Below are 25,248 nucleotides of genomic sequence, written 5' to 3' on the forward strand. Positions count from 1 at the left end.
GGCACTTTCAGCAGTGCCGGTTCTGGCGTTCGGTTCGGCTTCAGCGTGAATGGCCTGCATTACTTGGCGAACAACGACGACATATCCGCGAACGCCTTGAACTCCAGCGCATTGCCCGACGGATCGAGGAAGAACATGGTGGCCTGCTCGCCTACTTCGCCCTTGAAACGCACGTGCGGCTCGATGATGAAGTCGATGCCCGCTTTCTGCAGTTTGTCCGCCGCAGCCTGCCACTGCGCCATCGAGAGCACCGCGCCGAAGTGACGGACCGGCACGGCGTCGCCATCAACCTTGCTGGTCTGACGGTGGCCGACTTCTTCAGGCGCGAGATGAGCGACGATCTGATGGCCGTAGAAATTGAAATCGACCCATGCGTCCGAGCTGCGCCCTTCCGGACAGCCCAACAGGTCGCCGTAAAACTCGCGCGCGGCGGCAAGGCTATGAACAGGGAACGCCAGATGGAACGGCGGCAAGGCGGTGTCGGCAACGCTCATGATGGGGAAACTCGCTGATTGGAATTGGGTTGAACGTGCCGGCGCTCCACGCCACACGCGTAAGGCCAAGTTTAACCATGACTAAAAATGGTTAAAAACGATATATATTTGACCTGACCCACACCAAAATCGATTAATCGATCATGCTGAGCGAACTCAAGACCTTTATCGCCGTGAGTCAGTACGGCACGTTTTCCGGCGCCGGCGCGCGGATCGGCCTGACGCAATCCGCCGTGAGCGCGCAGATGCAGCGGCTCGAACAGGAACTCGGCTTTGCGCTATTCGACCGTACCGGCCGCTCCGCCACGCTCAACGACGCCGGCCGCGAAACGCTCGCGCTCGCCGAGGAAATGATGACGCTATACGCCCGGCTCTCCGAACGCGGCGCAGGCGCGGCGGAAAGCGGCATGCTGCGGGTGGGCGCCATTGCTTCCGCGCAAGTGTCGTTTCTCGCCGATGCGCTGGCGCGTTTTCGCGAAGACCGGCCCGGTTGGCGAATTCGCGTCGTGCCGGGCGTGTCACTGGGCTTGCTGGGGCAAGTGGATTCCGGCGAACTGGATCTGGCCGTCATTATCAAACCGCCCTTCGCGCTGCCGTCCGAACTCGAATGGCGCACGCTCGTCACCGAACCGTTCGTGCTGCTCGTGCCCAAGACGCTCGTGCGCGGCAAGGGCCACGCCCGATCGTGGCGCGAGCTGTTGCGCAGCGAGCCGTTTATCCGCTACGACCGCACGTCGTTCGGCGGCAGACTGGTCGACCGGTTCCTGCGGCGCTCGCGGCTGAACGTACACGATGTGATCGAACTGGATGAATTGCAGGGGATCGTGCAGCTGGTCGCGCGCGGCATTGGCGTGGCGCTGATTCCGGATAGCGCGGGACTCGGCAAGTGGCCCGCCAACGTCGCCGCGCTCGAACTCGGCGAGGCGACGTTTCACCGTGAGATCGGACTCGTGCAGCGTCCACGGCATAGCCGGCAGGCGGTGGCAGGCGCGCTCGCCGATTGCATCGGCATGACGGCAAAAGGGTGAAGCGCTGCGCGTGCGCATGATTGTGCCGTTGCGGGAGCGGTCAACTGTATCTGTGAGACTCGTGCGGCCGCATGCAGAATCCTCATTCGCGTGACGCTTACCGCTTTCCGCCCGTGTGCGCGCCGCACGGTTTGCCCGCCGCCGAGGTTCAGCCCATGACCGCCAGCCCCTTCCTGACCGCCGATGTCCTGATTGCCTACAGTGCGTACTTCGTCGGTACGGCAAGTCCCGGGCCGAGCAATCTTGCCATCATGTCGCTCGCCATGAGCGCGGGCCGCCGATCCGCGTTGACCTTCGCGCTCGGCGTGGTGTCGGGTTCGTTCTTCTGGGCGCTGCTGGCGTCGCTGGGTTTGTCCGCGGTGCTCGCCACTTACTCGGAATGTCTGGTGGCGATCAAGGTCGCTGGCGGACTGTATCTGCTGTGGCTCGGTTTCAAATCCGCACGCTCGGCCTTGCGCGCCGAGGCATTGCCCAGCGCCACGACACGGCAGGACGCAACGCTCAAGCGCCTGTATCTGCGCGGGCTGCTGCTCCATCTCACCAATCCGAAAGCGATTCTCGTCTGGCTGTCGATCGTTTCGCTGGCCATGTCGCCCGCGAGCGGTACGTCGCACACCGCGCCGGTCGTGCTCGGTTGCATGTGCATCGGCGTATCGGTGTTCAGCAGTTATGCGGTGCTGTTTTCAACCGTTTCCGCGCGGCGCATCTATGTGGCGATCCGGCGCTGGCTCGACGGCTCGCTCGCGATCATGTTCGGAATCGCCGGCATCAAGATGCTGACTTCGAAAAGCTGAGCGCGCTTCGAGACGTCCACCGCTCTGCGATACTGTCGCCGTGACGACTGAAGCGGATAAGCGAACACGATGAGCGGCGGTAATGAAGTGAACCCGGCAACGCAGCGCTCGCCGCGGCAGAAGCGGTTCTATCTCGCGGGCATGGTCGCGCTCGTGGCCGGCGTGATCGCGGCGGCGATCATCTACGCGACAGCACCACCGCCGGACAGCGCCGTCTCCATGTACAGCATGGCCGATCCACGCTATCAGATCGAATTGCAGCGCATCGGCGGCAATGCGGCGGTGCTGATGGCGCAATTTCATCAATGGTTCGACGGGCTTTGGCACGGCACGGCGCTCGCTTATACGGTGGCCGTGCTAGGCATCGCCATCGCGGGCATGTGTTTCTTTATCGGCCATTTTTTCGCTGACGAAGAACCGCCACGCTAAAGCCATCACAGCTCGACGCGAGCATGCGCTTGCGTGACCTCGTCTACCTGCCGGCCGGGCTCACTACGCCGGCCGCGCGCAGCGCCTCGTGCAAGGTGTTGAAAATACAGCTTGCATCGATAATCGGCGTAATGCCGTGCCGGTCCATATCCGAGCGCAAATATTGGTTCACGCGCGCGAAGAAAACCTCGATGCCCTGGCGCTTCAACGTCGCGCACAACTCGCCGACCGAGCGCGCCGCCGAATAGTCGAGGTCGGTGATCGCGCTCGCGTCGATCACGAAACAACGCACTTTGCTGGGCGCCTCGTCGATCAGGCGGCGGGCGTCGTCGACGAAAAAGTGGTCGTTCGCGTAAAACAGATCGGCGCCGAAGCGATAGACGATCAGGCCCGTCGCGGTCTGCATGCCGGGCACGGCAGGCTCCGGAACCCAGACGCCGTTGTCGCCGGGAACGAGAATCATCGTATGCGGACGGTAGCTGTGCCGCACGTGACGAAGCAGCGAGAGCGCCACCGCGACCAGGATACCGTGCTCGACGCCGATCAGCACCACCGCCGCCGCGGTGAACACGGCCAGCGCGAATTCGCCCGGGCTTTCGCGGCGAATGGCGAACAAGGTCTTCAGATTGATCAGACCGATGGCGATCGTAAACACGATGCTGGCGAGAATGCAGTGCGGCAGATACTGCAGGAATCGGCTGAAAAACAGCAGCACCGCGACCACCACCGCCGCGAACACGAGCTGCGCGAACTGGCTGCGCGTGCCGGCGAGATCCGCCATGGCGGTTTGCGTGGGGCTGCCGTTCACCACGAACGCGCCTGAAAACGCCGCCGCCGCGTTGGCCGCGGCGATGCCCAGCAGATCGGCATTCGTATCGACCGATTCGTGGTAGCGCTCGGCGAACACGCGACTCGCGGCAGCGCTTTGCGCGACGATCATCACGAAGCAGGACGCCGCGACGGGCAGAAGATCGAGCGCCTGCTGCCATGTCACCGACGGCATGCGCAGCGCCGGCAGCCCACCCGCCACCGGGCCGAGTACGGCGATACCGTGAGCCGAAAAACCGTAGAGATTGCTTGCGGCGATACCCGCCACCACCGCGATCAACGGCACCGGCACGCGTGGCTGAATGCGCTTGAACGTCAGAATGGCGCCGACCACCAGCAGCGAAATGGCGAGTGTCGGTGGATGGATTTGCGCTGCTCCGTGCACCACCAGCATCAACTGATCGACGCTGCGCGAGGCGCGGCCAGGCACGCCGGACATGTCGCCCAGCATGCTGATACCGACCTGCACACCCACTCCGGCGAGAAACCCCACCAGCACGGTGCGCGACAGGAAGTCAGCCAGAAAGCCCAGTTTGAAAATGCGCGCGACGAACAGCAAAGCCGCGGTCAGCAAGGCAACCATCGCGGCAAGCGCGGCATAGTCGGCGCTGGAGGGCGGCGCCATGGTGGAAAGCCGGCTCGCGAAAATGGTGGCGGTGGCGGAGTCGGCGGCCACGACGAGGTGCCGCGAGGCGCCGAAGAAGGCAAAGGCGATGAGTGGCAGAAAGACCGTGTAGAGGCCCGTCACGGCCGGCATGCCGGCAATGCGCGCGTAGCCCAGCACTTGCGGAATATCCATCGACGCAAGCTGCACACCGGCGAGCGCATCGCGCGCCGCCGCAGCACGGTTCAGGGGAAGGACGCCCTTCAGCACGCTAACGCGCGCCGTGACATTCGCCAGAAAATCTCGCATACGCGATACTGCCCTAATCTTGGGTTATCGCGCATCGTGCCGCGACTCGGCACTCAAAGGCAAGACTTGTCGCGAGATCGGCTCAACAAAACCGCACTCCCCAGCACGCTGCTCAGCGGTGCCGCAGGAAACATCCGACCAGCGGATTCAACGCTTGAATTGTCCCGTCACCGGATCGACGTGCCGCGCGAAACCAATTAACGCGGCGATGCCGATCGGGCAGGCAATGAAGAACACGGCCAACATCTCACACCCCGTAACAAAATGTTACCGGCAAGTCTACGTGATTGGCCTGCGAATTGAATGAGGGAAAACGGCAAATCAGTGTATCGGCAATTACAACAATCTCTTGAGTGTCCGCTTTCGCGCGCGGCGAAAATATCGGCAGAAAATGCGGCATAAAGCGCGGGAAACCGTATGTTGCACGAGACGTTTCGATACGCAAACGCTTGCGCATTTCTCCCCGTTCGACACTGTCAGATCCGCTTTTCCGTGGCGACACCTCGCAATTAGACGGACGCTTCTACAAGCTATTACGGCGAACACGCGTTGGAGACTTTCGGGAGTGATGCGATCGGGTTCGCGCCCAGGTCGGTACCGCGCCCATGCTTTTTGCGGTCTCCCCGTATAATCCGGCATGAACCGAATCCCGCACCATCCGCCCTCGCAACCGGCCGCTGCTCGCCGCCGCGCTGCCCGCCACCCTTCGGCGGTCGCATGAAAACTCCGAAACGTCTGCTCCCGCTGGTCGAAGAAGGCCTGATCGACGAAGTCATCTCCCAGCTGATGAGCGGTAAGGAAGCCACCGTCTACGTGGTGCGCAGCGGCGACGCCACGCGCTGCGCGAAGGTCTACAAGGACGCCAAACAGCGCAGCTTCCGCCAGGCCGCCTCCTATCGCGAAGGCCGCAAGGTCAAGAACAGCCGCCAGCAGCGCGCCATGGAAAAAGGCAGCCGCTATGGCCGCGAAGTGCAGGAACAGGCCTGGCAGAACGCCGAGGTCGACGCCCTGTTCCAACTCGCCAATGCGGGCGTACGTGTGCCGCAGCCTTTTATCTGCACCGACGGCGTGCTGCTGATGGAGCTGGTGACCGACGCCGACGGCAATGTTGCACCGCGACTGAACGACGTCGAGATGAGCGAGGAACGCGCGCTCGAATTGCACGCGCTGCTGTTGAACCAGGTGGTGCGCATGCTGTGCGCCGGCATGATTCACGGCGACCTGTCCGAGTACAACATTCTGCTTGCCGCCGACGGCCCGGTCATCATCGACCTGCCGCAAGCGGTGGACGCCGCCGGTAATCTGGAAGCGCCCGCCATGCTCGAGCGCGACGTCAACAACCTCGCCACGTATTTCGGCCGCTTCGCGCCGGGGCTGCTCGAGACGCGCTACGGCAAGGAAATCTGGGCGCTCTATGAAGCGGGCGCGTTGCATGTCGACGCCGCATTGACCGGCCGCGTCGAAGCGGACACCACGCCGATCGATCTCGAAGCCGTGCTCCAGGAACTCGAAGATACGCGGCTCGACGAAGAAGCGCGCCTGCGCTACGAGCAGTCGCTGCGCAGCGGCACCTGAGTGTGTGCCGCCAACGGCAGCGGCATGGAGCGGCACGTAGCGGCAGTAGCGCTTAGCAGCACCGGCGCGCAGCAGTTCGCCGCTGCCGTACCCGGCTACCGCGTACGGCCCAAATGTGCAGCGTCGATGGCACCGGCCGCTACACCCGGCGCCGGCCCCACCGATTCGCGCATCGTCACCGTCACCGGAAACTCGCGGAAAATCTCCCACGTGGTCCGGTAGCACTGGTTGACCAACCAGCGCACGGCGTTCTGCGTCAGCTCGGCCGTTGGAATATGCACCGAGGTCAGCCCGGGCGCGGCGTACGCAGCCGAGTAATCGTCGTCGTAGCCGATCACCGAGACCTCGTCGGGAACGGCAATGCCCGCCTGGTGAAAACGCGCCAACGCGCTCACGGCCATCGTATCGTTCGCGCAGAACACGCCCGTGAAGCGGCGTTTCGCGTCGAGCAATTTTTGCGCGGCCGCGTAGCCGCCTTCCGGTGAGAAATCCGATTCGATCAGCGTGACGTCGTCGCGCGCAATGCCCTCGCGCGCCAGTTCGGCAAAGAAGCCTTCCAGACGGGTCAGGTTGTCGGACGCGGTAAAAGGCCCCGAAATCACCGCGATGTCACGGTGCCCATGATCGAGCAGCGTGCTCGCCGCCAGCTCGCCGCCACGGTGGTGGTCGGCGCAAAACGACGCCTCCGGCAACTGATCGAACGCGCGGTTCAGGAACACCATTTTCGGATGCATGCGGTGCAGCATGATCAGATCCTCGTCGTGCAGATCGTGACTGATCACCACCACGCCGTCGCAATCCCGGCCGATCAGAAAACGCACCGCCTCGATGGCCTGTTCACGCGGCGACACTTCTCCGCAGCCGGTCGCCACCACCACGTGACGGCGTACCGCGCGCAGTTCGGTGTCGGTCTGCTTGAGGATCGTGCCGTAGTAGGAGCCGAAGAAAGTCGGCACGAAAAGGCCGACCATGCCGAGCGACTGCGTAGCCATGGCGCGGCCGATGGAGGACGGCCGAAAGTTCAGCTGCTCGATGGCCGCTTTCACGCGAGCGGCGGCATCCGCCGAAATCGGCCCTTTACCGGAAATGGCGCGCGAGGCAGTCGACATGCCCACGCCGGCCAGTGCCGCGACATCTTTGAGTGTTGCCACGCGGTTCTCCGTCAAGCATGTTGTATTTGGAGCGACGCCGCGTGCCGGCGCTACAAACGCGCGCCGCCCGCTTCGTCGAACAGAGAGACATGTGTGCCGCAGAACGAGAACGCCACGGTGTCCCCCACCGCGACCGGCGTCTTCGTCTGGTCGATCGACGCGACCTGAACTCCATGATAGTCGAGCCAGATGACGCGGTGGTTGCCCATCGGCTCCACCAGCGAAACTTTTGCGCGTTCGCTCGCGCCCTCGCCCACGCTCACGTCTTCGGCCCGCACGCCAAGCACGCACGGCAATGCATTCGCCGGCGTGGACTTGAACGGGTACGCAGAGACGTCGAGCCGCCCATGCTCAGAAGAGAAGTGGACGCTGCCGTCGTGTGTTTCGAGCGTGCCCTTGAGCAGGTTCATCGCGGGCGTGCCGAGAAACGTGGCGACGAACAGGTTGTCGGGGCGCGCGTAGACTTCGGCGGGCGTGCCGAACTGCTGGATCACGCCGCCGCGCATCACCGCCATGCGGGTCGCGAGCGTCATCGCCTCGACCTGATCGTGCGTGACGTAGATCATCGTCGCGCCCAGACGTTGATGCAGTTGCTTGAGTTCGCGGCGCAGTTCGGTGCGCAATTTGGCGTCGAGGTTCGAGAGCGGTTCGTCGAACAGGAATACGTCGGCTTCGCGCACGATCGCCCGGCCAATCGCCACCCGCTGCCGTTGGCCACCTGAAAGCTGCGCCGGTTTGCGCTTGAGCAGCGGCCCGAGTTGCAACATCTCGGAGGCCCGCGCCACGCGCCGCGCAATCTCCGCCTTCGGCGTGCCGTTGATGCGCAAGGCAAACGACAGATTGCGCTCCACGCTCATGGTCGGATAGAGCGCGTACGACTGGAACACCAGTGCAATGCGCCGGTCTTTCGGGTCGGCCCAGGTCATGTCTTCGCCGGCAATCTCGATGCTGCCGTCACTCACGTCGATCAATCCGGCGATGCTGTGCAGCAAGGTAGATTTGCCGCAGCCCGACGGCCCGAGCAGTACGACGAATTCGCCGGCCCGCACGTCGAGATCGAGGTTCTCGATCACCGTGTTCGCGCCCAGCCGGATGGTCAGATTGCGCACGGCCACGTTGGCCGGTGTCGCGAGACCCGCCGCGTCCGCCGCCTCGGGACGGGTCGCCACGCCCGCCACGTCGGCCTCGCTTGCGACCGGATTGACCAGCGCGTTTGCCGGATTAGCCACGTTTGTCATTGCCCTATCCCTTGACGGCGCCGGAGGCGATCCCGCGCACGAACCAGCGGCCCGAAACGAAGTACACCGCGAGCGGCACCATGGAGGTCAGAATGGTCGCCGCCATATTGACGTTATAGAGGCGCTCGCCGGTCGTCGTATTGATGATGTTGTTCAGTTGCACCGTCATCGGCAGATTCCTGGTGCCGGCGAACACGAGGCCGAGAATGAAGTCGTTCCAGATGCCCGTGACCTGCATGATGACCGCCACCACGATGATCGGCACGGACATGGGCATCATCAGTTGCACGAAGATACGCCAGAAACCGCCGCCGTCGATGCGCGCCGCCTTGAACAGTTCCTGCGGAATCGACACGTAGTAGTTACGGAAAAGCAAGGTCATCACCGGCATGCCGAAGATGGTATGAATCACCACGATACCCGGCAGTGAACTGAACAGGTGCACGCTCGCCAGCACCCGCACGAGCGGATAGACCATCACCTGCACGGGGATGAAAGCGCCCATCAGCAGTACGCCGAACAGCAGGCCCGCGCCGCGCGGACGCCAGAACGACAGTGCATAGCCGTTCACCGCGCCGATCGCGATCGACAGAACCGTGCTCGGCACGACAATGCGCACCGAGTTCCAGAAACCGACCTGAATGCCGTTGCAATCGAGCCCGGTACACGCGGACTGCCACGCAGCGCCCCACGCGTTGAGCGTGAAATGTGCGGGGAACGCCAGCAGATTGCCCAGACGAATCTCGCTCATCGGTTTGACCGAGGTGACGAGCATTACGTACAAGGGCAGCAGGAAGAATAGCGCCGCCGTCAGTAAAAACGCGTAGACGCCCAGACGCGCGGGGGTGAATATCGCGCGGCGGCGGCGCTGCGGAGCGCGGCGCGGCGTACCGTCTTTGAGCGGCGGACTGAGCGTGTTCATCACCTCTCCTCGTGCCTGGCGGCGCGGCTGCGCGCATAGAAGAACGGCGCGAGGATCGCCAGCACCGTCGCCAGCAAAACGATCGACGCCGCCGAAGCAAGCCCGATATTGGCGCGGCCGAATAGATAGTCCATGATGAACTTCGCCGGCACTTCGCTCGCCGTGCCGGGGCCGCCTTGCGTCATCGCGACCACAGCGTCGTAGAGCTTCACCACCATCACGAACAGCAGCACGAAAGCGGTGGAGAACGACGGTCCGAGCATCGGCACGACAATGCTCGCATACACCCGCCAGCGCGGAATGCCGTCGATGCGCGCCGCCTTCCACAATTCGTCGTCGATGCCGCGCAGGCCCGCGAGCAACAACGCCATCACGAGACCCGAGGCCTGCCACACCGTGGCGATCACGATGGTGTAGATCACTCGGTCCTGATCGACGATCCAGTCGAAGCGCGCGTGCGCGAAACCGAGTTTGTGCAGCACGGCCTGCGCGCCGAGTTCCGGGTTCAGGATCCATTGCCACACGAGCCCCGTCGCCACGAACGACATTGCATACGGATAGAGAAACACCGTGCGCAACGCGCCTTCAGCGACCACGCGCTGATCGATGAAAATCGCCAGCAGCAAGCCGATCACCATGCACGCCACGATAAAGCACGCGCCGTAAATCAGGATGTTTTGCAGCGACAGCAGCCAGCGGTCGTTATTGAACAGCCGCGCGTATTGCGTGAAGCCCGCGAAGTCGCCGGAAGGAAACGTGCGCGAATTGCTGAGCGACACGCGCGCGGTCCAGACCATCGTGCCGAGATACGCGAACACCACGGTCAGAACCATTGGCAGCAATGCGAGCCACACCGCGAACGGAAAACGCTTTTTGAGCGGCTTCTTCAGCCGCGCTTTTTGCGCCTTCGACCCGGCTGCCGGCAACTTGAGCGCGTGCATGCCGCGCACCTAGCTCTTCAGCGCACTGGCAAATGCCTTCTGCGCGTCGTCAACCGACTGGTTCTTGTTCCAGAAGTTGGTGACGACGTCGATCAACGCGCCCTGCGTGTCAGGCGAGAGCAGCATTTCCGGATTCGGCAACTGACGCGACTTGTCCTTCATGATCGCAATGCCCTCCTTCGCGCAGATGTCGAGACTGCTGGCGTCCACGTCGGGACGAATCGGAATCGAGCCTTTTTTCGCGCTGAATGCGACTTGCGCGGACGGCGAGGTCATCACCGTGGCAAGCAGATTTTGCGCCTTGATCGCAGTGGGATTGTCCGTTTTCGGGAACACGAACACGTCGCCCGCGACCAGATACGGCGAGTGCGGCCCGAAACCGGGGAAGCAGCCGAAGTCTTTACCCGCGCTCTGATTCGCCGCCGAGAATTCGCCCTTGGCCCAGTCGCCCATGATCTGCACGCCCGCTTTGCCGGAGATCACCAGCGCGGTGGCGTCGTTCCAGTTGCGGCCGGGCGAACCGGCATCGACGAAATCGTGCAGACGCTTGAACGACGCCAGCACCTTCTTGAAGGCATCCGACTTCACGGCATTCATGTCGCGGTCGCGGTACACCTTCAGATACAGATCGGCACCGCCCACGTCAGCCAACACTGCGTCGAAGGTGATTTTCTCCTGCCAGGGCTGACCGCCGAGCGCAAGCGGAATCACGCCCGCGGCTTTCAGCTTGCCGAGATCGGCGACGAACTCGTCGTAGCTCTTCGGCTCGGCGGTAATGCCCGCTTTCTGGAACACCGGCTTCGAATAGAAGAACCAGGCGGGCATGTGGATATCGACAGGCGCGGCGTAGTAGTGTCCCTTCACCTTGATGCTGTCGAGAATCGACTGCGGAAATACGCCGTTCCAGTTCTCTTTCGCGGCGACGTCGTCGACATTGTTCAGCAGGCCCTGATCGATCAGGTCGTGAAACTGCCTGGACGTATTGAACTGCGCGGCGGTGGGTGGATCGCCGCCGACGATCCGGTTGATCGCCGTGGAGCGCGCCTGATCCGCGCCCGCCACCGCGTTGTCGACCCATTGGCCGCCGGCCTTGTTATACGCGTCGGCAAACTGGCGAATCGCGGCTGACTCGCCGCCGGAGGTCCACCAGTGAATCACGTTGGCCTTCAAAGGCTCCGCATGCGCGACGACGCCATATAACGTCAGTGCCCCAACCACGCCTCGCAAGACCCATTTTCTGCTGTCCATTCCGTCTCCTTTGTCGGTGTTTCAGGTCGACATACAAACCAGCACCCGCCCGCTATTCGCTGCGTGCTTTGCGCTCCTTCAGGAATTTCGACACCAGTTCGGCACTGCGTTTGATCGTGCGTTGCTGGGTAGCGTAATCGACATGCACGACACCAAAGCGACGCTCGTACCCGAACGCCCACTCGAAGTTGTCCATCAGCGACCAGAGAAAATAGCCGCGAATCTCCACGCCGGCCTTGATGGCCTGATCGACCGCGGCGAGATGGCGCTTGAGGAACGAGATGCGCTGGGTATCCTCCACGTGGCCGTCGATCACCTTGTCGTCCGAAGCCATGCCGTTTTCGGTGATGTAGATCGGCGGCAGGTTCGCATATGTGGCCTTGAAGCCGGTCAGCAGATCGCGCAAGCCGTCCGGATACACTTCCCAGCCCATCTGCGTGCGCTCCACGCCTTGGAGCGGCACTTCCCTGAAACCGTGCGCGCCGTCGCTCGCGACATTGGTGCGGAAATAATAGTTGATGCCGAGGAAGTCCAGCGGCGCGGCGATGGTTTGCATATCGCCGTCGAGCACCAGCGGCTCGGTGCCCGGCCACAGTTCGAACAGATCCCGCGGGTAGCGGCCCTCCAATAGCGGATCGAGAATCCACGCGTTGTGCTGCACCTCGAACAGATGCGCCGCGCGCTGATCGGCCGCGCTCCCGCTGTTGGCCGTGCCGCGTCCGACATTGGCGACGATGCCCTTTTGCGAAGCCGGATCGTTGGCGCTCAAGACCGGCACCGCGAGACCGTGCGCGAGCAGCAGATGATGCATGGCCTGCGTGGCATAGCGTCCGTCTGCGAGCCCCGGCGCGTGGTGGCCGTTGCCGTAGCCGAGGTACGCGGAGCACCAGGGTTCGTTCAGCGTCATCCAGCCGTCCACGCTACCGGCCAGCTCGCGGCTCATCAGGTCGGCGTAGTCGGCGAAACGGTACGCGGTATCGCGATTGAGCCAGCCGCCGCGATCTTCCAGATGCTGCGGCAAGTCCCAGTGATACAGCGTGACGAAGGTCGTGACGCCCTTCTCCTTGAGCCGCGCGAGGAGCCGTTTATAGAACTCGATGCCTTTGCGGTTCGGCGCGCCGGCCGCGTCCATCACGCGCGGCCAGGCGATGGAGAGCCGGTAGCCTTCGAGGCCGAGCCCGGCCAGCATGTCCACGTCCGCTTCCCAGCGATGATAGTGATCGCAGGCCACGGCGCCGGTGTCGCCGGCGAGAACCTTACCGGGCGTCGCCGAGAACGTGTCCCAGATGGATGGCAGGCGGCCGTCTTCGTTCACCGCGCCTTCGATCTGATAGGAAGCCGTGGCCGCGCCCAGCAGAAAATTCTTGCGCCATAGCGACGAGTCCGCTGGCGGGGTGAAAGGATCGGCTGGCGATTGGGAATGGGGGGAGAGAGCGTCGGATACAGCAGAAGCGTCGTTTGCCACGGGGTCTCCATACATAGCAATTACCGCGCTGAGGCCATGAAACGGCGGCACAGCGAACGTCCACGCTCATCCACTCAGAAGCCCAAAGTGGAAGCGCTTCCACACGACCAGCGAACGATATCAGCGGCCGATTCAACGCAGCAATCAGGGTTTGTCTGGAGCGGTTCTGGCACGCGCGACGGCATGATGCGCCGCGCATTGAGAGACGCTTGCAAGCGGCGCACCGACCACGCCGGAAGCGCACAAGGCGCGATATAACGCGCCCAACGTATCGAAGCTCAGTGCCCGGCAGTCAGGTTGAACGCGCCACTATCGTAAGCGTCGCAATACGCTTTCCAATCCGCAGCCACCTGCGCTTCGCACTGCATCGCGACGTTCACCAACGGCACCTGCCAATCCTGCCGATTGCCGAACGCGATCAACTCGTCGGCGATCGACGACTTTTGACGCCCGCCGCTGCGCAGATGTGCCCACGCGCTCAATTGGGCCATGTTCTTCACCACCTCTTCGAGACGCGGCAGCTTGCCGTCCCAATCGCTCAACGCCACGCGGTCTTCCGAAGGCTGAAGACTACGCAACACATAGGATCGCTGATTGAATTCAACCGCATGCAGGAATGCCTGCGAGACCGCCTGATTGCGCCGTTGAATTTCCACCACCCGCTGCGCTTCCGTCTGCCAGGCCGGTTGCGGCGTCTTGATGTGTGGCGTGACCGAAGAAGGCAGCGCCTCTTTCAGATCGATCAGATAACTGCCGTCCGGCGAGCCTTTTCCTTCGACGAGGATCACGTAACGATCCACACCGAGACTCCCCGTGCCGGCAATGCGCCGCGCGACGTCGAGAATGCGGAAGAAGTTGGGATTGGGCTCGGTCGCGGCGAATTTTTGCATGAACTGCGTAACCGCGACCCGCTGGGTATCGCTCACCGCCAGCGCTTTCTTGCCGTCCACTTTCAGCGCGCGGGTTTTGCCTTTGAGCGTGGTGCGCCGGTCCAGATGCGCAACCCGCGTACGGCTGGCGAGCGCGACGAACAGATCGCGCACCATCCCCGTCGCGGTTTCCTCTTCGATCCAGCGCGATTTGCCGTCCGCGAGCGCCGCGCCGTACGCTTCCACGGCGGTGTGGCACAGCGCCAGCGCCTGCGCGCGGCTCAGTTTCAGATCGCTCGCGCCGACCAGCACGCTCGTCAGCAACCGCACCAGCTCGTAGAGATTCGGCGCGAGACACGCTTCATCGAAATCGTTGTTGTCGAAGTAGATCAGACGATTGTCGGCCTTGTAGCTGCCGAAATTTTCCAGATGCATGTCGCCGCAGATCCACACCGGCGGTGCGTCGTCGAGCGCCTTGTCGCGCGGCAGGCGTTCGTAAAAGAGGTGGCACGTGCCGCGCAAAAACACGAACGGTGAAGTGCGCATCGCCTTGTATTTCATCGCAAGCCGCTCGGGATCACGACCTGTGTTAAAGCTGGCGATGGTCTTTGCGATATCGAGCATGAGTTTCCTTTGAATGAGCGACTCAGCGCCGCCCGGCCGTCGTTCAATGCGGGCGCATGGAATCCGCAAGCGCATGCAGATTGAGTGGCTTCACGCGTATCATGCCGCCGCGCGGACTGTCGATATCCGCGATCAACGTGAACGATAGCGACACCAACAGTGGCACGATCAGCAGCAATCCCGCCCCCGCTTTCAATCCGCGCGCGCCGTAGCCGACCAGCAGATTGGCCCCCATCGCTATTAGCATCATGAGCACCCACGCTGCGGCAGGAATGCGATTCCACCACGCGGCCTGGGTATAACCTTGCGCATTGAGCACATCGTTCATTCCCGAAACAGCCAGTGCGACGATCGGCGTGGGCTGCTCGGTGGCCGCCTGTTTTACAGTAGACCACATGGCGTCCTGCAGACGCTCGGTTTCCGCGTTGACCTTCGCCAACTCCTGCTCGTCGCGCGTGGTGTAGAACAGCACGCGCTCCTCGATATAGGCTTTCAGCAGGCCGCGCACCATGGCCGCATCGGCGGCGGGCAGCAGTTCGGCGCGAATGTATTCGGTGCCGATCGCGTTCGCCTCCTCTTCCTCATAGTTCTTGCGCTGGTCGTAGCGTCCCACCGCCATCGAAAACGTGAAACCGATGATCAGCGCAAGCAGTGTCAGCGTAGCGGCCTGAATCACGCTGAAGTCCTCGCGGGCTTCGTCCTCGATTTTTCTGAAGCGCCGCAGGAGTGTGGCGCCGAGACGCGCCGACAGCCACATCAGCACCAGGGAGATGATGAACAGGCGGGCCGGGTAGTGGAGAATATTTTGCATGGCGAGCGTTTGTCTCAGAGCGGTTGGGCAGGAAACGCTTTCTGATACGGAATCGACGTGTACAACCGCTGCATGATAAGCGCAGCAGCACACGCGCGGATAGGGCCGCGATGATGGCTGGCAAAGACGGCCGGAAGATCGCCGAGCACGCGAATCCGCCAAGGCGGCCCAACGCAGTGCTAAACCGCCCAAGCCGCCCAAGCCGCGTAAGCCGCTTAAGCCGGTTAAGCCGTTTCCCGCGCGCCGAACTTCTTGCGATACGCAGCCGGGCTCGTCAGCGCAATACGCCGGAAATGCCGCCGCAACGATTCCTCGGAACCGAAGCCCGCGAGTTCCGCAATGCGCGCCATCGGCAGCAGCGCCTGTGCTTCGAGCAGTTCCCGCGCGATCGCCACGCGCTCGCGCACGAGCCACTCATAAGGCGCCATGCCGGTGGCGTCGTGAAACTGACGCTGCAATGTGCGCGGACTCATTGCCGCGCGTTCGGCCAACGAGCGCAACGTGTGCGGCAAGGCGGGATGGCTGCGCACCCAGTCCATCAGCTTCGACAGGCGCCCGCTTTCGTCCTGCGGCATGGGGCGCGGCACGAATTGCGCCTGGCCACCCTCGCGATGCGGCGGCACCACCAGCCGCTGCGCAACCCGGTTCGCCACCGCGCTGCCGTGATCGCGCCTCACCAGATGCAGCAGCATATCGAGCCCCGCCGCCGAGCCCGCCGACGTGATGATCTGCCCTTCGTCGACATAAAGAGAGTCCGGCTGCACATGCAATGACGGGTAGCGCTCCTGCAATTTGCCGGCATAGCGCCAATGGGTCGTGACGGTCTTGCCGTCGAGCACGCCCGCGGCCGCGAGGACGAACACGCCCGAGCAGATCGAACAGAGGCGTGCGCCGCGCGCGTAGGCGGCGCGAATTTTCTTCAGGAGCGGTTCGGGCGGCACTTCGTCGGCATCGCGCCAGCCGGGAATCACGATGGTGTCGGCGCGCTCAAGCAGCTTGAGCGTGTAGGGCGCGGCCAGGGTGATCCCGCCTGCCGCGCGAATCGGGCCCGGCTCGCTCGCGCAGACCGCGAAGCGATACCAGTCCACGCCGAGTTCGGGACGTTCGAGCGCGAACAGCTCGGTTACGCAGCCGAATTCGAATGTGCAGAGCCGGTCGTAAGCGAGGGCGACGACGAGATGATTGTGCATGGCGCGATGTTACTGGAGATTGACGATCACGCTACCCCATCCGCACGGCGCGCAACGTCTGAAGACGTATGTCCCGGCGCCCGGACAAAATGAACGCCATGATCGAGCCGTCCTTCGCCGCTGATCAATTCGATCTTCGATTTCGACAACGAACCATTGAAATCGAAGTACGTCGATCCAACGCGTCGTATCCGGTGCAAATCAACCGGCTCGGTGAACTAGGCGTTCTCGATCCGACGAACCACTGCACCAGCGAACTCGCTCGTCGACGCAGTCCCTTTCAGGTCACGCGTGCGGATATGGTCCGTGTTCAGGGTTTCAGTGATTGCAGCTCGCAATCGCTGGGCGAGATCACCTCTGCCGACATGGTCAAGCATCAAGCCAGACGCAAGGAGCAAAGATATGGGATTGGCCACGCCCTTGCCGGCAATGTCCGGCGCCGATCCGTGCACGGCTTCAAATATCGCAGTGTCATTGCCGTAGTTCGCGCCTGGAGCCATGCCGAGTCCGCCAACAAGACCCGCTAACTGGTCCGAGAGAATATCCCCGAACAGATTGGTACACAGCAGCATATCGAACTGCCACGGGTTCATCACCAGTTGCATGGCACACGCGTCGACGATCATGTCATTCATTTCCACACGGCCTGCGTACTCCCGCGCGACGTTTCTCGCGGCTTCCAGGAACAATCCCGTGAGTGCCTTCAGGATGTTGGCCTTGTGGACAACGGTGATCTTTTTCCGTCCGTGTTTCAAAGCATATTCAAACGCGAATCGGGTGATTCGCGTGCAGGCATCGCGTGTGTTGACTCCTGTCGCGACCGCAACCGCTTTCGGGTCATTGCCGACAGGCACATAGTACTCGTGCGCAACATAGAACCCACCCAGGTTCTCGCGTACGAGCACGAGGTCGATGTTGTCGTAGCGACCGGGCACGATGGTACGCACGGGCCTGACATTGGCAAAAAGCTGAAACTCTTCCCGAAGCCGAACGTTGGAAGAACGGAACCCCTCACCGACCGGAGTCGTCAGTGGACCTTTGAGGGCAAGCCTGGTTCTGCGAACACTATCGAGTGTCGCGACTGGTAGCGGGTCGCCGCTGTGGGTGACCCCGGCGACCCCGGCATGCTGCACGTCCCAAACAAATGGGGCCCCTAAAGCGTCAAGAATGCGAGTGGTGGCGTCAACCACTTCCGGCCCGATTCCGTCGCCGGGGATCAGCGTTGCGGGAATTTGTTGGCTCGTCGTACTTTCCATGACTTTTCTTCCTGATCTGGATGGCGGCGGGCCGCCGGGAATGGCGATGATGGTGGCCACAACTGATGCGACAGCGTGAGTCGCGGGCATGGACCATTATCAGTATTTCACTAATGTAATACGCATGTGTCAGGCAACGTCAATCCGCATGCCTGACGGTGCACATAAGAGTGGCTTGCGCTGCCACTGCATCCTCCACTTCAGCGCGTGCCGTGAACTTCCAGATGCCGCGCATGTGGCGCTGGAACGAGACCGTCAGGAGAAGTTGGTCACCCGGCTCGACCACCCGCTTGAAGCGTGCCTCGTCGATACCCACGAAAAGATACTGCGAGCTGGCCGGATCGTGCGGCTCTTCCGAGAACGTCAGCAGCGCCGCGGCCTGCGCGAGCGCTTCGAGGATCAGCACACCCGGCATCACAGGACGGCTCGGGAAATGACCCATGAAGTACGGCTCGTTGATCGATACGTTCTTCAGCGCCTTGATGCGTTTATGCGGCTCGAGTTCGAGCACCCGATCTACGAGCAGAATCGGATAGCGATGCGGCAGCAGCGTGAGAATCTTGTGGATGTCGAGATTGGTTTTTTCGGTGCTCATGGTATTTCTGCTCACGCATTGGCCGTGCGCCGATGGGTCTGACTGCCGGCGCACGGGTTCGTCATTCTGCCGGTGCCGTCTAGCCTTCATCCAGAAACGACTTCAGGCGCTCGGATCGGGCCGGATGCCGCAGCTTGCGCAGCGCCTTCGCTTCAATCTGACGGATCCGCTCGCGCGTCAACTCAAACTGTTCTCCGAGTTCCTCCAATGTGTGATCCCTGCCGCTCTCAATACCGAAGCGCAGGCGCAAAATCTTCGCTTCGCGCGGCGTCAGCGTCATGAGCGCCTCGCCGATGGCGTCCCGCATGCTGGCGTGGAGCGCCGCGTCGTCGGGCAGAATGGCGGCGGAGTCTTCGATCAGGTCGCCTATCGACGTGTCGTCGTTTTCCCCGACGGACGCGTCGAGAGAAACCGGCTCCTTGACGATTCGCAGCATTGCCCGAACCTTCTGCTCCTGCATTTCCATCAACGGCGCAAGTACAGCGGCGTCGGGTTCACTTCCCGTCTCCTGCAGGATCTTGCGCGAAATCCGCTTGAGCTTGTTGAGCGACTCGATCATGTGGACGGGAACCCGGATGGTGCGCGCCTGATCCGCGATCGACCGGCTGACGGCCTGCCGGATCCACCAGGTCGCATACGTGGAGAACTTATATCCGCGGCGGTATTCGAATTTGTCCACGGCGCGCATCAGCCCGATGTTGCCTTCCTGGATCAGATCGAGAAACAGCAGTCCGCGATTCGTGTAGCGCTTGGCAATGGAGATCACCAGCCGCAGATTCGCCTCGATCATTTCGCCTTTCGCGCGCAGCGTTTTTGCCTCGCTTGCGCTCAGCGCGCGACAGACCTCGCGAAATTCGTCGAGCGGCAACACGACCCGCTTCTGCAGGGCAAGCAGCTTTTCCTGCTCCAGCTGGATAGCGGGGAGGTTTCGTTCCAGCACGCTGCTGAACGGTTGCCCTGCCGCAACGATCTGCCGCGCCCACGCAGGGTTGGTCTCATTACCGACGAAATGCGCGACAAACGTGTCACGCGGCACGCCGCATCGCTCTACTACGATCCGCACGATTTCGCGCTCGATGGTTCGGACTTCGTCGGCTGACAGCCGCAGTGCCCCGCACAAGCGGTCGATCGTGCGCGCGGTGAAGCGGATTGTCATCAGCTCGGCCTCGATCGCTGCCTGTGCGGCGCAATAGCGTGCGGAACCGTAGCCTTGTGTTTCATAGGCATCCCGCAATTGCCCGAACCAGTCAGCCACTTTCGCAAATTTCGCAAGCGCGTCGTGTTTCAGCGTCTCGATGTACTGATCGGCGGGTTCGGTTCCAGCGTCGTCAGCGTCTTCGTCGCCCTGGTCGTCGTCGAACACAGGGGCCGAATCGAGCGAGTCTTCAGGCACTGCGGTCATATCGTCCGTCCCGGCTTCAGCCGGATCGACCAGACCGTCGACGAGCTCGTCGATGGCCGTTTCGCCGCAGGCGACGCCGTCAGCAATCGTGAGGATCTCCGCTATCGTTGCGGGACACGAAGATATGGCCCGGATCATGCCGTTGCGGCCCTCTTCGATTCGTCGCGCAAGGGCAATCTCGCCCTGACGGGTGAGCAGCTCCGTGGCGCCCATTTCACGCATGTACATGCGCACGGGATCGGTAGTACGGCCGAACTCCGCGTCCACGCTCGAGATTGCCGTTACGGCCTCTTCCTCCATCTGCTCGTCGCTCGCAACCGCGGCCGGATAATCGCTCATGATCATCGACTCCGCGTCCGGCGCCTGCTCGAACACGGCAATGCCCATTTCTCTGAACGCTCTGATCACGTTCTCGATCGCATCCGGTTGCGCGAGGCGCTCGGGCAGACAATCGCTGATTTCCCCACGAATGATGAAGCCACGCTCGGTTCCGAGCTTGATCAGTGCTTTCAGGTCTGCGCGGCCGCTTTCATTTTCTCCGCTGGACTCATCGGGCATCGAGGTGATCGCAGCATGCACAAGTGTGCTCGCTTTCGTGCGACGTGACGCCGCCCGCGTCGGGACCGTTCCGTCCGGGGCCCCGGAGTGCGGCGTCACGTCCTGAGCCGGGGCGTTCGCCGGTTGCGTCGTGATTGCAGGCGTCTGACCTGCAACCGTTATGCGGACGCGTTCGTCCTGCATGTCGAGATCTTCCGCTGCCACATCCAGTGTCCGCCTTTTCACCGCCCTCTTCGTCACGCCGTCGCTCCTTTGAGTATCACGTTCGGATCAGCACGCAGCGCGTGCCCCGCCGATATTCGGTGGGAATGCAATGTCAAGGGCACGCGCCGCGCGTCCGATCGACTGGCTCCGCTCAGATGCCAAAGTCCCTTGCCCACGACCCGTCACACAGTGGCGGCCGAAATGGCTGACGTGATAATATCATTATCATAATCTGCAAATCTGGTTAGTCGTGTGACATGATTGCCGGCCGAGCGGAAGCGGAGCGAAGGCGCTCCCGGTTATCACGAGGCTGAAGAGCCAGACTTACACGCTGCCCAGGCAACTGCATGGATCATTCGCACGCGTCCTTCAACGCCTACATGAAATTTCTTGCCGAGCCGCCAGCGGACGGTACGCCCGTTGTACTGGAAACAGCCAATGCGCTGTCGCTGCACTTCGACTTGCTGGCCACGCAGAGCTTCATGTCCCGGCGCGATCCGCACAAGCTGGTGCTCGGCTATACCCGGACAATGATGGGATTTCTTTTGCTGAAGCCCACGCCCAGCAGAATCTCGATGGTCGGCCTGGGCGGAGGGTCGCTGGCCAAGTTCTGTTACCGGCACCTTCCGGACACACGAATAGTGGCCATCGAAATCGACCCCGCAGTGATCGCGCTGCGCGACACATTCCATATTCCGCCGGATGACGAGCGATTCGAGGTGATCTGTGCGGACGGGGCGGGATACGTCAAAGGCGGCGACGCGCGCCCTGAGGTGATTCTCGTAGATGGCTTTCTGGCACACGGCATGCCCGCGCAGTTGGGTAACGCGGCGTTTTACTCGGCGTGCCACGCGCGACTTACGGACGATGGAGTGCTCGTCGCCAATTTCGTCGAGGACGATCCGCTTATTCCCCATTATCTGGAAGAGGCGCGCTCGGCGTTTGGTGACTCGCTCTCCATTTTTATGGCAGAGGACAGTTGCAACTACACGATGTTTGCATGGAAAGGCGCGTCGAAGCTTCCGTCCCGGGATGCGCTACTCGCACGTGCACGCACCCTTGCAACGATACATCCGCTGAACCTGCTCGCGACCGCGCGTCGACTGAAGCAAGGCACGAGCCTCGCCATGAATTGGAGATCTGAACAGAATCGGGAGTTGGGCGAGCGCTGACAGCAATTGTGCAGCCGCCACCCGCTTGCAACGAAGCGCAGCGACGCTGAAGGATCGGGGTGGGGACTTGAAAACCGCCTTGATTCAGGCAGTTTTGCGGCGCGGACGCGCACCAATAGCGCTCTTTGTCTTGTAGCTGACGCCGTGCTGCTCAAGGTAATCGCGGATCAATTGCCGAACCACCTGTGAGGGCGTCAGGTCCTGCGCTGAGCACAGTTTCTCGAACGCTTCCTTCTTCACAGGATCGATTAAAATCGTGAGCCGAGCGCTTTTCGTTTCCATGACGGGCAGAGTCCAGATATGTTAATTTGATTATAATACATGGCTGCTCCCGAGTCATCCTGGCGCCGCCCTCGCTGGCGCGTCCTCCCGTCGCCTTCCTGCCGCGAGCGCACACTTGCTCGATCTGTCCGGTCCGTAGAGATGAAACCGTCCGCAGATAGCGGACACCTTCACTCAAGCCGTCCGTCCATATCGGCTCCAGTTAAATTTTTTGCCGTATTCAATGCGCGTGGCCGTGGCGTGGAGATTGACCGCGTGCCGCGCCTGAAGCGCGCGCGCCCGCTCAAGCATTGCTGTGAATGATGGAAGTCCGCCCGCTCCTTTCCACGCAAAAACGGTGACGTTGTGCTCACTACCTTCAGACGGCGCCAGAGCAACCGCGCCGGCAAACACCTCCCAGAGCGCGCGGAGGTAGCGGTGGAAGTCGGGTTCGTCCGTCACCAGATTGGCCACCAGCACGCCATCGTCGCTCAGTCTGCGCCGACAGGCCTCGTAGAACGCGCTACTGCCCAACCTGGCCGGCAGGCCGTCGGCATTGAAGCCATCGACCAACAGCACGTCGGGCCGGTGACCCGGCACGGCGACGTACTGCGCACCATCTGCGCAGACCACTGTGAAACGCCCATCGTCGCGCGGCACGTGAAAATGGTCACGCAGCGCGATGACATCCGGATTGATTTCGATCGCGGTGATGGCGGTGTCCGGCAAATGGCGATAGCAGTATTTCGCCAGTGAACCGCCTCCCAGACCGATCATTGAAATACGGCAGGGAGACGGCCGGAACAACAGAAAGCCCATCATGGTCCGCGTATAGCCCAGTGCGAGAGCGTAGGGATCGTGCCGCAACATCGTGCTCTGGACGCCGCGCGCGTCGAAGTACAACGACACCACCTGGTCGTTTTCAATCACCAATGGCTTGTTAGGGTTTCTCTTTCCTGTCTTGAGCATGATTGGGGGCGAATCGTGGCGTGGTCGGTTGGCGAGTGCGTGTCGAGTGGGGTGCCCTGCCTGAAGCGGGTCAGGAAGACACCTGCGCATGCAGAACCGCCGACAGGGCATCCATCGCGGCGCTTTCGTCGGGCCCCGTAATCAGGATGCGTACGAGCGTGCCTCGCCTCACCCGAAGGGACATGACGGACATGACGTCCTTGGCGTTAACGGACCGGCCGTTCGCCATGCAGACGATATCGCTGCCAAACCGGCCAGCACTCACCGCGAGCCTCGCCGATTCGTGCCCGTTCAGCCCCCACCGGCCATTTATCTGAATCAATGCCTCGACCAACCCACTCCCCTTTGCACGTAAATCGTCACAGCCGACGCCCCCGCCCGGACATAGCCACACAGCACTCAATGCATGGAACTTGCGGCCCTCTGCGCAAGGAAAGCGCGTAATTCCCCGTCCCATTCGTCATCCCGCACCGCAATGTCGACCGTGCCGAGTCGCTTCATATCCCGATCCAGATGAACCGCCCGAAGCGATTTTGGACGCAGTGGAGCACGAAAGAACTTCCCGTCGTCGTCCAGAAACAGACAGGGCCGCTGCCGGTATCGCGCCCCGAAAAGCGAGGTTGTGTCGTGGACATGGCGGGCCGATTCCTTCTGATAGACGAAGATGACATTGATCCCGCAGTCTTCCAGGCTGTCGCAGATGTCGGAGAACCGGTACAGCATCTGAAATCCCCGCTCGCCCGCCCTGCCTACACCAATGACAATCAGTCCGTGACGGCCCATCAGGTCTCGCAAGAACCGGTGCGTGTAGTCATGGGACAAAAGCGAAATACTCGTGTCAATCACGTCGATCTCCCCTCAAACGCAGCGCCCCGTCCGCACGATCCCCGCATTCAGGCTCGCAAACACAAAGGGCGTGCCGGTCAATAACCAGCATTATCATTGTAGCGCACTCTAATGATGATTTTATTATCATAATATGTGCGTCCGCGTCAGGCAGACCGTTTCCATCCTGATGGCGGCTTCGGGCGCGGCGAGCGGGGCGTCACGAAGCCGCAGCCAGCTATTGCGCTAGCGGTCGAGCCAATAGATCCGTCCGCGCAGATCGTCGATCAGCGGCACGATCGCCAGCGCGATCAACAGTGCCGCGAGTGGAAATAGTCTGCTGGCATCAGGTATCGACTCCTGTGTTTGCATGCATCGAGCCGTGCCGGCGCATGCAGGAGCCGGAGCGGCAAGCAGTTTCTGAAATTCCATACGTCATGCGCGGCTCGCGCCGTCAATGCCCGGAAGGACGCGGCGCCGCTTTTCCGCGGATGTCGCCGGAGCGGCATCGGTGGAACCATCTCAACAAAGCTGCTACGATGATAATGACATTATCATAAACTGGTAACCCGATGCACCTTACGGCCTGGCAGATTCAACGCACGCACCCGGCCCAGGCAGTTTCCGGAGACGATTGATTTGTCGGCCAATCACCATCACTTCAGGCAGGCGCTGGCGGAACTGTTGAATGGCCCGCCCGGAAATCCCGTGCCCGTGGTGAGCGACGGGTTGCGCACACGGTCGCTGCGCTTCGGTCCATTGGGCATACAAAGCTCGATGCGCAAGCGCGAGCCGTTCGAGCTCGACCTCCCGTACACACGGGCCATGATGATCTTCGGGCTCTTCCACCACGCCCCACGAGACATCCTGATCGTCGGGCTGGGCGGAGGATCGTTGTCGAAATACTGCTTCCAGAAGTTTCCGTCGGCGCGGGTCACTACGGTCGAAATCGACGCGAATGTGATCGCGTTGCGTGAATTTTTTTTCGTCCCGCCCGATTCGGAAAGATTCCACATCGTGCATGCCGACGCGGCCGCGTATCTTTCACACAGGACGGGAATCGCCGACGTGATCCTGCTCGACGGCTTCGACGCAACGGGTCTGCCCGCTGCCCTGTCCAGCCAGTCGTTTTACGATTCTTGCCGTGCAGCGCTGCGCGACAAAGGGGTTCTCGTGTCAAACCTGCTGAACAATGACGCCCGGCTCGCCACGCACCTCGCCCGGATGCGCCGGGCGTGCGACGCAAACCTGCTCCGCACCACGGCGCAGTGCGGGGCAAACGTCATCGCCGTCGGCTTCAAGCGGAGAAGCGTGCCGGGGTGGGACGACCTCCATGCCCGCGCGAAGGTCTTGACGACATCGCTGGGTCTTGACCTGTGTCGCCACGTCAAACGAATGGAACATCATCACCGGGAGGAGTCTGATTCGGAGTACCCTTCGTCCGGCGAGCCTGCCGTCGAACACGACATCTGACAGCCCCGGAGAC

At 62.1% G+C, this 25,248-nt stretch carries 25 protein-coding genes; 6 read left to right on the forward strand and 19 right to left on the reverse strand.

The annotated features are described in order from the left end of the window. Positions 1–59: 59 nt before the first annotated feature. Entirely contained in the window at positions 60–494 is a 435-nt protein-coding gene (locus tag BLW71_RS24025; RefSeq protein ID WP_091802538.1) for a VOC family protein, read from the reverse strand. Positions 495–637: 143 nt separating this feature from the next. Here BLW71_RS24025 and BLW71_RS24030 point away from each other — a divergent pair, with 143 nt between their 5' ends. The 3 genes from BLW71_RS24030 (at position 638) to BLW71_RS24040 (ending at position 2,745) form a co-directional block, all read left to right on the forward strand. Then, positions 638–1,522 carry a LysR family transcriptional regulator gene (locus tag BLW71_RS24030; protein ID WP_091802541.1) on the forward strand — a complete coding sequence of 295 codons (885 nt, stop codon included), beginning with the start codon at positions 638–640 and terminating at the stop codon, positions 1,520–1,522. Between the two features lie 155 nt (positions 1,523–1,677). Then, complete coding sequence (locus BLW71_RS24035) at positions 1,678–2,316, forward strand: LysE family translocator (protein WP_091808772.1); 639 nt, start codon at positions 1,678–1,680, stop codon at positions 2,314–2,316. Positions 2,317–2,385: 69 nt separating this feature from the next. Beyond that, the gene (locus tag BLW71_RS24040) at positions 2,386–2,745 is read left to right on the forward strand and encodes a hypothetical protein (protein WP_091802544.1); all 360 of its coding nucleotides are present in this window, start codon (positions 2,386–2,388) and stop codon (positions 2,743–2,745) included. A 43-nt stretch (positions 2,746–2,788) separates the two neighbouring features. Here BLW71_RS24040 and BLW71_RS24045 read toward each other — a convergent pair whose 3' ends face one another. After that, on the reverse strand, positions 2,789–4,486 hold the full coding sequence (locus tag BLW71_RS24045) for a SulP family inorganic anion transporter (protein ID WP_091802547.1): 1,698 nt from the start codon (positions 4,484–4,486) through the stop codon (positions 2,789–2,791). A gap of 717 nt (positions 4,487–5,203) precedes the next feature. On the opposite strand from BLW71_RS24045, the gene BLW71_RS24055 reads away from it, so the two are divergent. Further along, positions 5,204–6,061 (forward strand): PA4780 family RIO1-like protein kinase, encoded by an 858-nt coding sequence (locus tag BLW71_RS24055; protein WP_091802554.1) that lies wholly within the window; start codon positions 5,204–5,206, stop codon positions 6,059–6,061. Positions 6,062–6,156: 95 nt separating this feature from the next. Here BLW71_RS24055 and BLW71_RS24060 read toward each other — a convergent pair whose 3' ends face one another. The 12 genes from BLW71_RS24060 to rpoD form a co-directional block, all read right to left on the reverse strand. Continuing rightward, positions 6,157–7,212: a LacI family DNA-binding transcriptional regulator gene (locus tag BLW71_RS24060; protein WP_091802557.1), complete on the reverse strand. Its 1,056-nt coding sequence runs from the start codon at positions 7,210–7,212 to the stop codon at positions 6,157–6,159. 50 nt (positions 7,213–7,262) lie between these two features. Further along, positions 7,263–8,450: an ABC transporter ATP-binding protein gene (locus BLW71_RS24065; RefSeq protein ID WP_091802560.1), complete on the reverse strand. Its 1,188-nt coding sequence runs from the start codon at positions 8,448–8,450 to the stop codon at positions 7,263–7,265. Between the two features lie 4 nt (positions 8,451–8,454). After that, positions 8,455–9,372 carry a carbohydrate ABC transporter permease gene (locus BLW71_RS24070; RefSeq protein ID WP_091802563.1) on the reverse strand — a complete coding sequence of 306 codons (918 nt, stop codon included), beginning with the start codon at positions 9,370–9,372 and terminating at the stop codon, positions 8,455–8,457. Next, positions 9,372–10,313, reverse strand: coding sequence for a carbohydrate ABC transporter permease (locus BLW71_RS24075; protein ID WP_091808775.1), 942 nt, complete (start codon positions 10,311–10,313; stop codon positions 9,372–9,374). The genes BLW71_RS24070 and BLW71_RS24075 overlap by 1 nt, the downstream gene beginning before the upstream one ends. A 9-nt stretch (positions 10,314–10,322) precedes the next feature. Beyond that, the gene (locus tag BLW71_RS24080; RefSeq protein ID WP_091802567.1) at positions 10,323–11,561 is read right to left on the reverse strand and encodes an ABC transporter substrate-binding protein; all 1,239 of its coding nucleotides are present in this window, start codon (positions 11,559–11,561) and stop codon (positions 10,323–10,325) included. A 52-nt stretch (positions 11,562–11,613) separates the two neighbouring features. Then, positions 11,614–13,026: a GH1 family beta-glucosidase gene (locus BLW71_RS24085; protein WP_091802570.1), complete on the reverse strand. Its 1,413-nt coding sequence runs from the start codon at positions 13,024–13,026 to the stop codon at positions 11,614–11,616. 278 nt (positions 13,027–13,304) lie between these two features. Beyond that, on the reverse strand, positions 13,305–14,519 hold the full coding sequence (locus BLW71_RS24090) for a DUF2252 domain-containing protein (RefSeq protein ID WP_091802573.1): 1,215 nt from the start codon (positions 14,517–14,519) through the stop codon (positions 13,305–13,307). Between the two features lie 43 nt (positions 14,520–14,562). Continuing rightward, a complete protein-coding gene (locus BLW71_RS24095; protein WP_091802577.1) occupies positions 14,563–15,330 on the reverse strand; it encodes a bestrophin-like domain in 768 nt (255 codons plus the stop codon). A 224-nt stretch (positions 15,331–15,554) separates the two neighbouring features. Further along, positions 15,555–16,520 carry a transcriptional regulator FtrA gene (ftrA, locus tag BLW71_RS24100; RefSeq protein WP_091802580.1) on the reverse strand — a complete coding sequence of 322 codons (966 nt, stop codon included), beginning with the start codon at positions 16,518–16,520 and terminating at the stop codon, positions 15,555–15,557. Between the two features lie 218 nt (positions 16,521–16,738). Then, positions 16,739–17,776 (reverse strand): isocitrate/isopropylmalate dehydrogenase family protein, encoded by a 1,038-nt coding sequence (locus tag BLW71_RS24105; RefSeq protein WP_091802583.1) that lies wholly within the window; start codon positions 17,774–17,776, stop codon positions 16,739–16,741. Positions 17,777–17,915: 139 nt separating this feature from the next. After that, the gene (fabZ, locus tag BLW71_RS24110; RefSeq protein ID WP_091802585.1) at positions 17,916–18,371 is read right to left on the reverse strand and encodes a 3-hydroxyacyl-ACP dehydratase FabZ; all 456 of its coding nucleotides are present in this window, start codon (positions 18,369–18,371) and stop codon (positions 17,916–17,918) included. Between the two features lie 79 nt (positions 18,372–18,450). Next, positions 18,451–20,571, reverse strand: a complete 2,121-nt coding sequence (gene rpoD / locus BLW71_RS24115; RefSeq protein WP_091802588.1) for an RNA polymerase sigma factor RpoD — start codon at positions 20,569–20,571, stop codon at positions 18,451–18,453. A gap of 311 nt (positions 20,572–20,882) precedes the next feature. Between rpoD and BLW71_RS24120 the strand changes: the two genes are divergently transcribed. Further along, on the forward strand, positions 20,883–21,707 hold the full coding sequence (locus tag BLW71_RS24120) for a spermine/spermidine synthase domain-containing protein (RefSeq protein ID WP_091802591.1): 825 nt from the start codon (positions 20,883–20,885) through the stop codon (positions 21,705–21,707). Positions 21,708–21,791: 84 nt separating this feature from the next. Here BLW71_RS24120 and BLW71_RS24125 read toward each other — a convergent pair whose 3' ends face one another. The 5 genes from BLW71_RS24125 to BLW71_RS41105 form a co-directional block, all read right to left on the reverse strand. After that, on the reverse strand, positions 21,792–21,989 hold the full coding sequence (locus tag BLW71_RS24125; protein WP_091802594.1) for a ribbon-helix-helix protein: 198 nt from the start codon (positions 21,987–21,989) through the stop codon (positions 21,792–21,794). Between the two features lie 174 nt (positions 21,990–22,163). Beyond that, on the reverse strand, positions 22,164–22,937 hold the full coding sequence (locus BLW71_RS24130) for a spermine/spermidine synthase domain-containing protein (protein WP_091802597.1): 774 nt from the start codon (positions 22,935–22,937) through the stop codon (positions 22,164–22,166). Between the two features lie 70 nt (positions 22,938–23,007). Continuing rightward, entirely contained in the window at positions 23,008–23,271 is a 264-nt protein-coding gene (locus BLW71_RS24135; protein ID WP_091808777.1) for an HPr family phosphocarrier protein, read from the reverse strand. Positions 23,272–23,336: 65 nt separating this feature from the next. Then, positions 23,337–23,783 carry a hypothetical protein gene (locus tag BLW71_RS24140; protein ID WP_091802601.1) on the reverse strand — a complete coding sequence of 149 codons (447 nt, stop codon included), beginning with the start codon at positions 23,781–23,783 and terminating at the stop codon, positions 23,337–23,339. 225 nt (positions 23,784–24,008) lie between these two features. Continuing rightward, complete coding sequence (locus tag BLW71_RS41105) at positions 24,009–24,134, reverse strand: hypothetical protein (RefSeq protein WP_286162082.1); 126 nt, start codon at positions 24,132–24,134, stop codon at positions 24,009–24,011. 267 nt (positions 24,135–24,401) lie between these two features. Between BLW71_RS41105 and BLW71_RS24145 the strand changes: the two genes are divergently transcribed. Beyond that, complete coding sequence (locus BLW71_RS24145; protein ID WP_091802604.1) at positions 24,402–25,235, forward strand: fused MFS/spermidine synthase; 834 nt, start codon at positions 24,402–24,404, stop codon at positions 25,233–25,235. Positions 25,236–25,248 lie beyond the last annotated feature (13 nt).

Source organism: Burkholderia sp. WP9, assembly GCF_900104795.1.
Lineage (GTDB): Bacteria > Pseudomonadota > Gammaproteobacteria > Burkholderiales > Burkholderiaceae > Paraburkholderia.

What these genes read in the sequence shown, in the direction of transcription:
- BLW71_RS41105 (WP_286162082.1), bottom strand. Translation starts at nt 24,134, where the DNA reads ATGCAAACACAGGAGTCGATACCTGATGCCAGCAGACTATTTCCACTC.
- BLW71_RS24105 (WP_091802583.1), bottom strand. Translation starts at nt 17,776, where the DNA reads ATGGAAAGTACGACGAGCCAACAAATTCCCGCAACGCTGATCCCCGGC.
- ftrA (WP_091802580.1), bottom strand. Translation starts at nt 16,520, where the DNA reads ATGCACAATCATCTCGTCGTCGCCCTCGCTTACGACCGGCTCTGCACA.
- BLW71_RS24070 (WP_091802563.1), bottom strand. Translation starts at nt 9,372, where the DNA reads ATGAACACGCTCAGTCCGCCGCTCAAAGACGGTACGCCGCGCCGCGCT.
- BLW71_RS24125 (WP_091802594.1), bottom strand. Translation starts at nt 21,989, where the DNA reads ATGGAAACGAAAAGCGCTCGGCTCACGATTTTAATCGATCCTGTGAAG.
- BLW71_RS24045 (WP_091802547.1), bottom strand. Translation starts at nt 4,486, where the DNA reads ATGCGAGATTTTCTGGCGAATGTCACGGCGCGCGTTAGCGTGCTGAAG.
- BLW71_RS24065 (WP_091802560.1), bottom strand. Translation starts at nt 8,450, where the DNA reads ATGACAAACGTGGCTAATCCGGCAAACGCGCTGGTCAATCCGGTCGCA.
- BLW71_RS24120 (WP_091802591.1), top strand. Translation starts at nt 20,883, where the DNA reads ATGGATCATTCGCACGCGTCCTTCAACGCCTACATGAAATTTCTTGCC.
- BLW71_RS24130 (WP_091802597.1), bottom strand. Translation starts at nt 22,937, where the DNA reads ATGCTCAAGACAGGAAAGAGAAACCCTAACAAGCCATTGGTGATTGAA.
- BLW71_RS24095 (WP_091802577.1), bottom strand. Translation starts at nt 15,330, where the DNA reads ATGCAAAATATTCTCCACTACCCGGCCCGCCTGTTCATCATCTCCCTG.
- BLW71_RS24080 (WP_091802567.1), bottom strand. Translation starts at nt 11,561, where the DNA reads ATGGACAGCAGAAAATGGGTCTTGCGAGGCGTGGTTGGGGCACTGACG.
- BLW71_RS24075 (WP_091808775.1), bottom strand. Translation starts at nt 10,313, where the DNA reads ATGCACGCGCTCAAGTTGCCGGCAGCCGGGTCGAAGGCGCAAAAAGCG.
- BLW71_RS24025 (WP_091802538.1), bottom strand. Translation starts at nt 494, where the DNA reads ATGAGCGTTGCCGACACCGCCTTGCCGCCGTTCCATCTGGCGTTCCCT.
- BLW71_RS24030 (WP_091802541.1), top strand. Translation starts at nt 638, where the DNA reads ATGCTGAGCGAACTCAAGACCTTTATCGCCGTGAGTCAGTACGGCACG.
- fabZ (WP_091802585.1), bottom strand. Translation starts at nt 18,371, where the DNA reads ATGAGCACCGAAAAAACCAATCTCGACATCCACAAGATTCTCACGCTG.
- BLW71_RS24040 (WP_091802544.1), top strand. Translation starts at nt 2,386, where the DNA reads ATGAGCGGCGGTAATGAAGTGAACCCGGCAACGCAGCGCTCGCCGCGG.
- BLW71_RS24090 (WP_091802573.1), bottom strand. Translation starts at nt 14,519, where the DNA reads ATGCTCGATATCGCAAAGACCATCGCCAGCTTTAACACAGGTCGTGAT.
- BLW71_RS24055 (WP_091802554.1), top strand. Translation starts at nt 5,204, where the DNA reads ATGAAAACTCCGAAACGTCTGCTCCCGCTGGTCGAAGAAGGCCTGATC.
- BLW71_RS24035 (WP_091808772.1), top strand. Translation starts at nt 1,678, where the DNA reads ATGACCGCCAGCCCCTTCCTGACCGCCGATGTCCTGATTGCCTACAGT.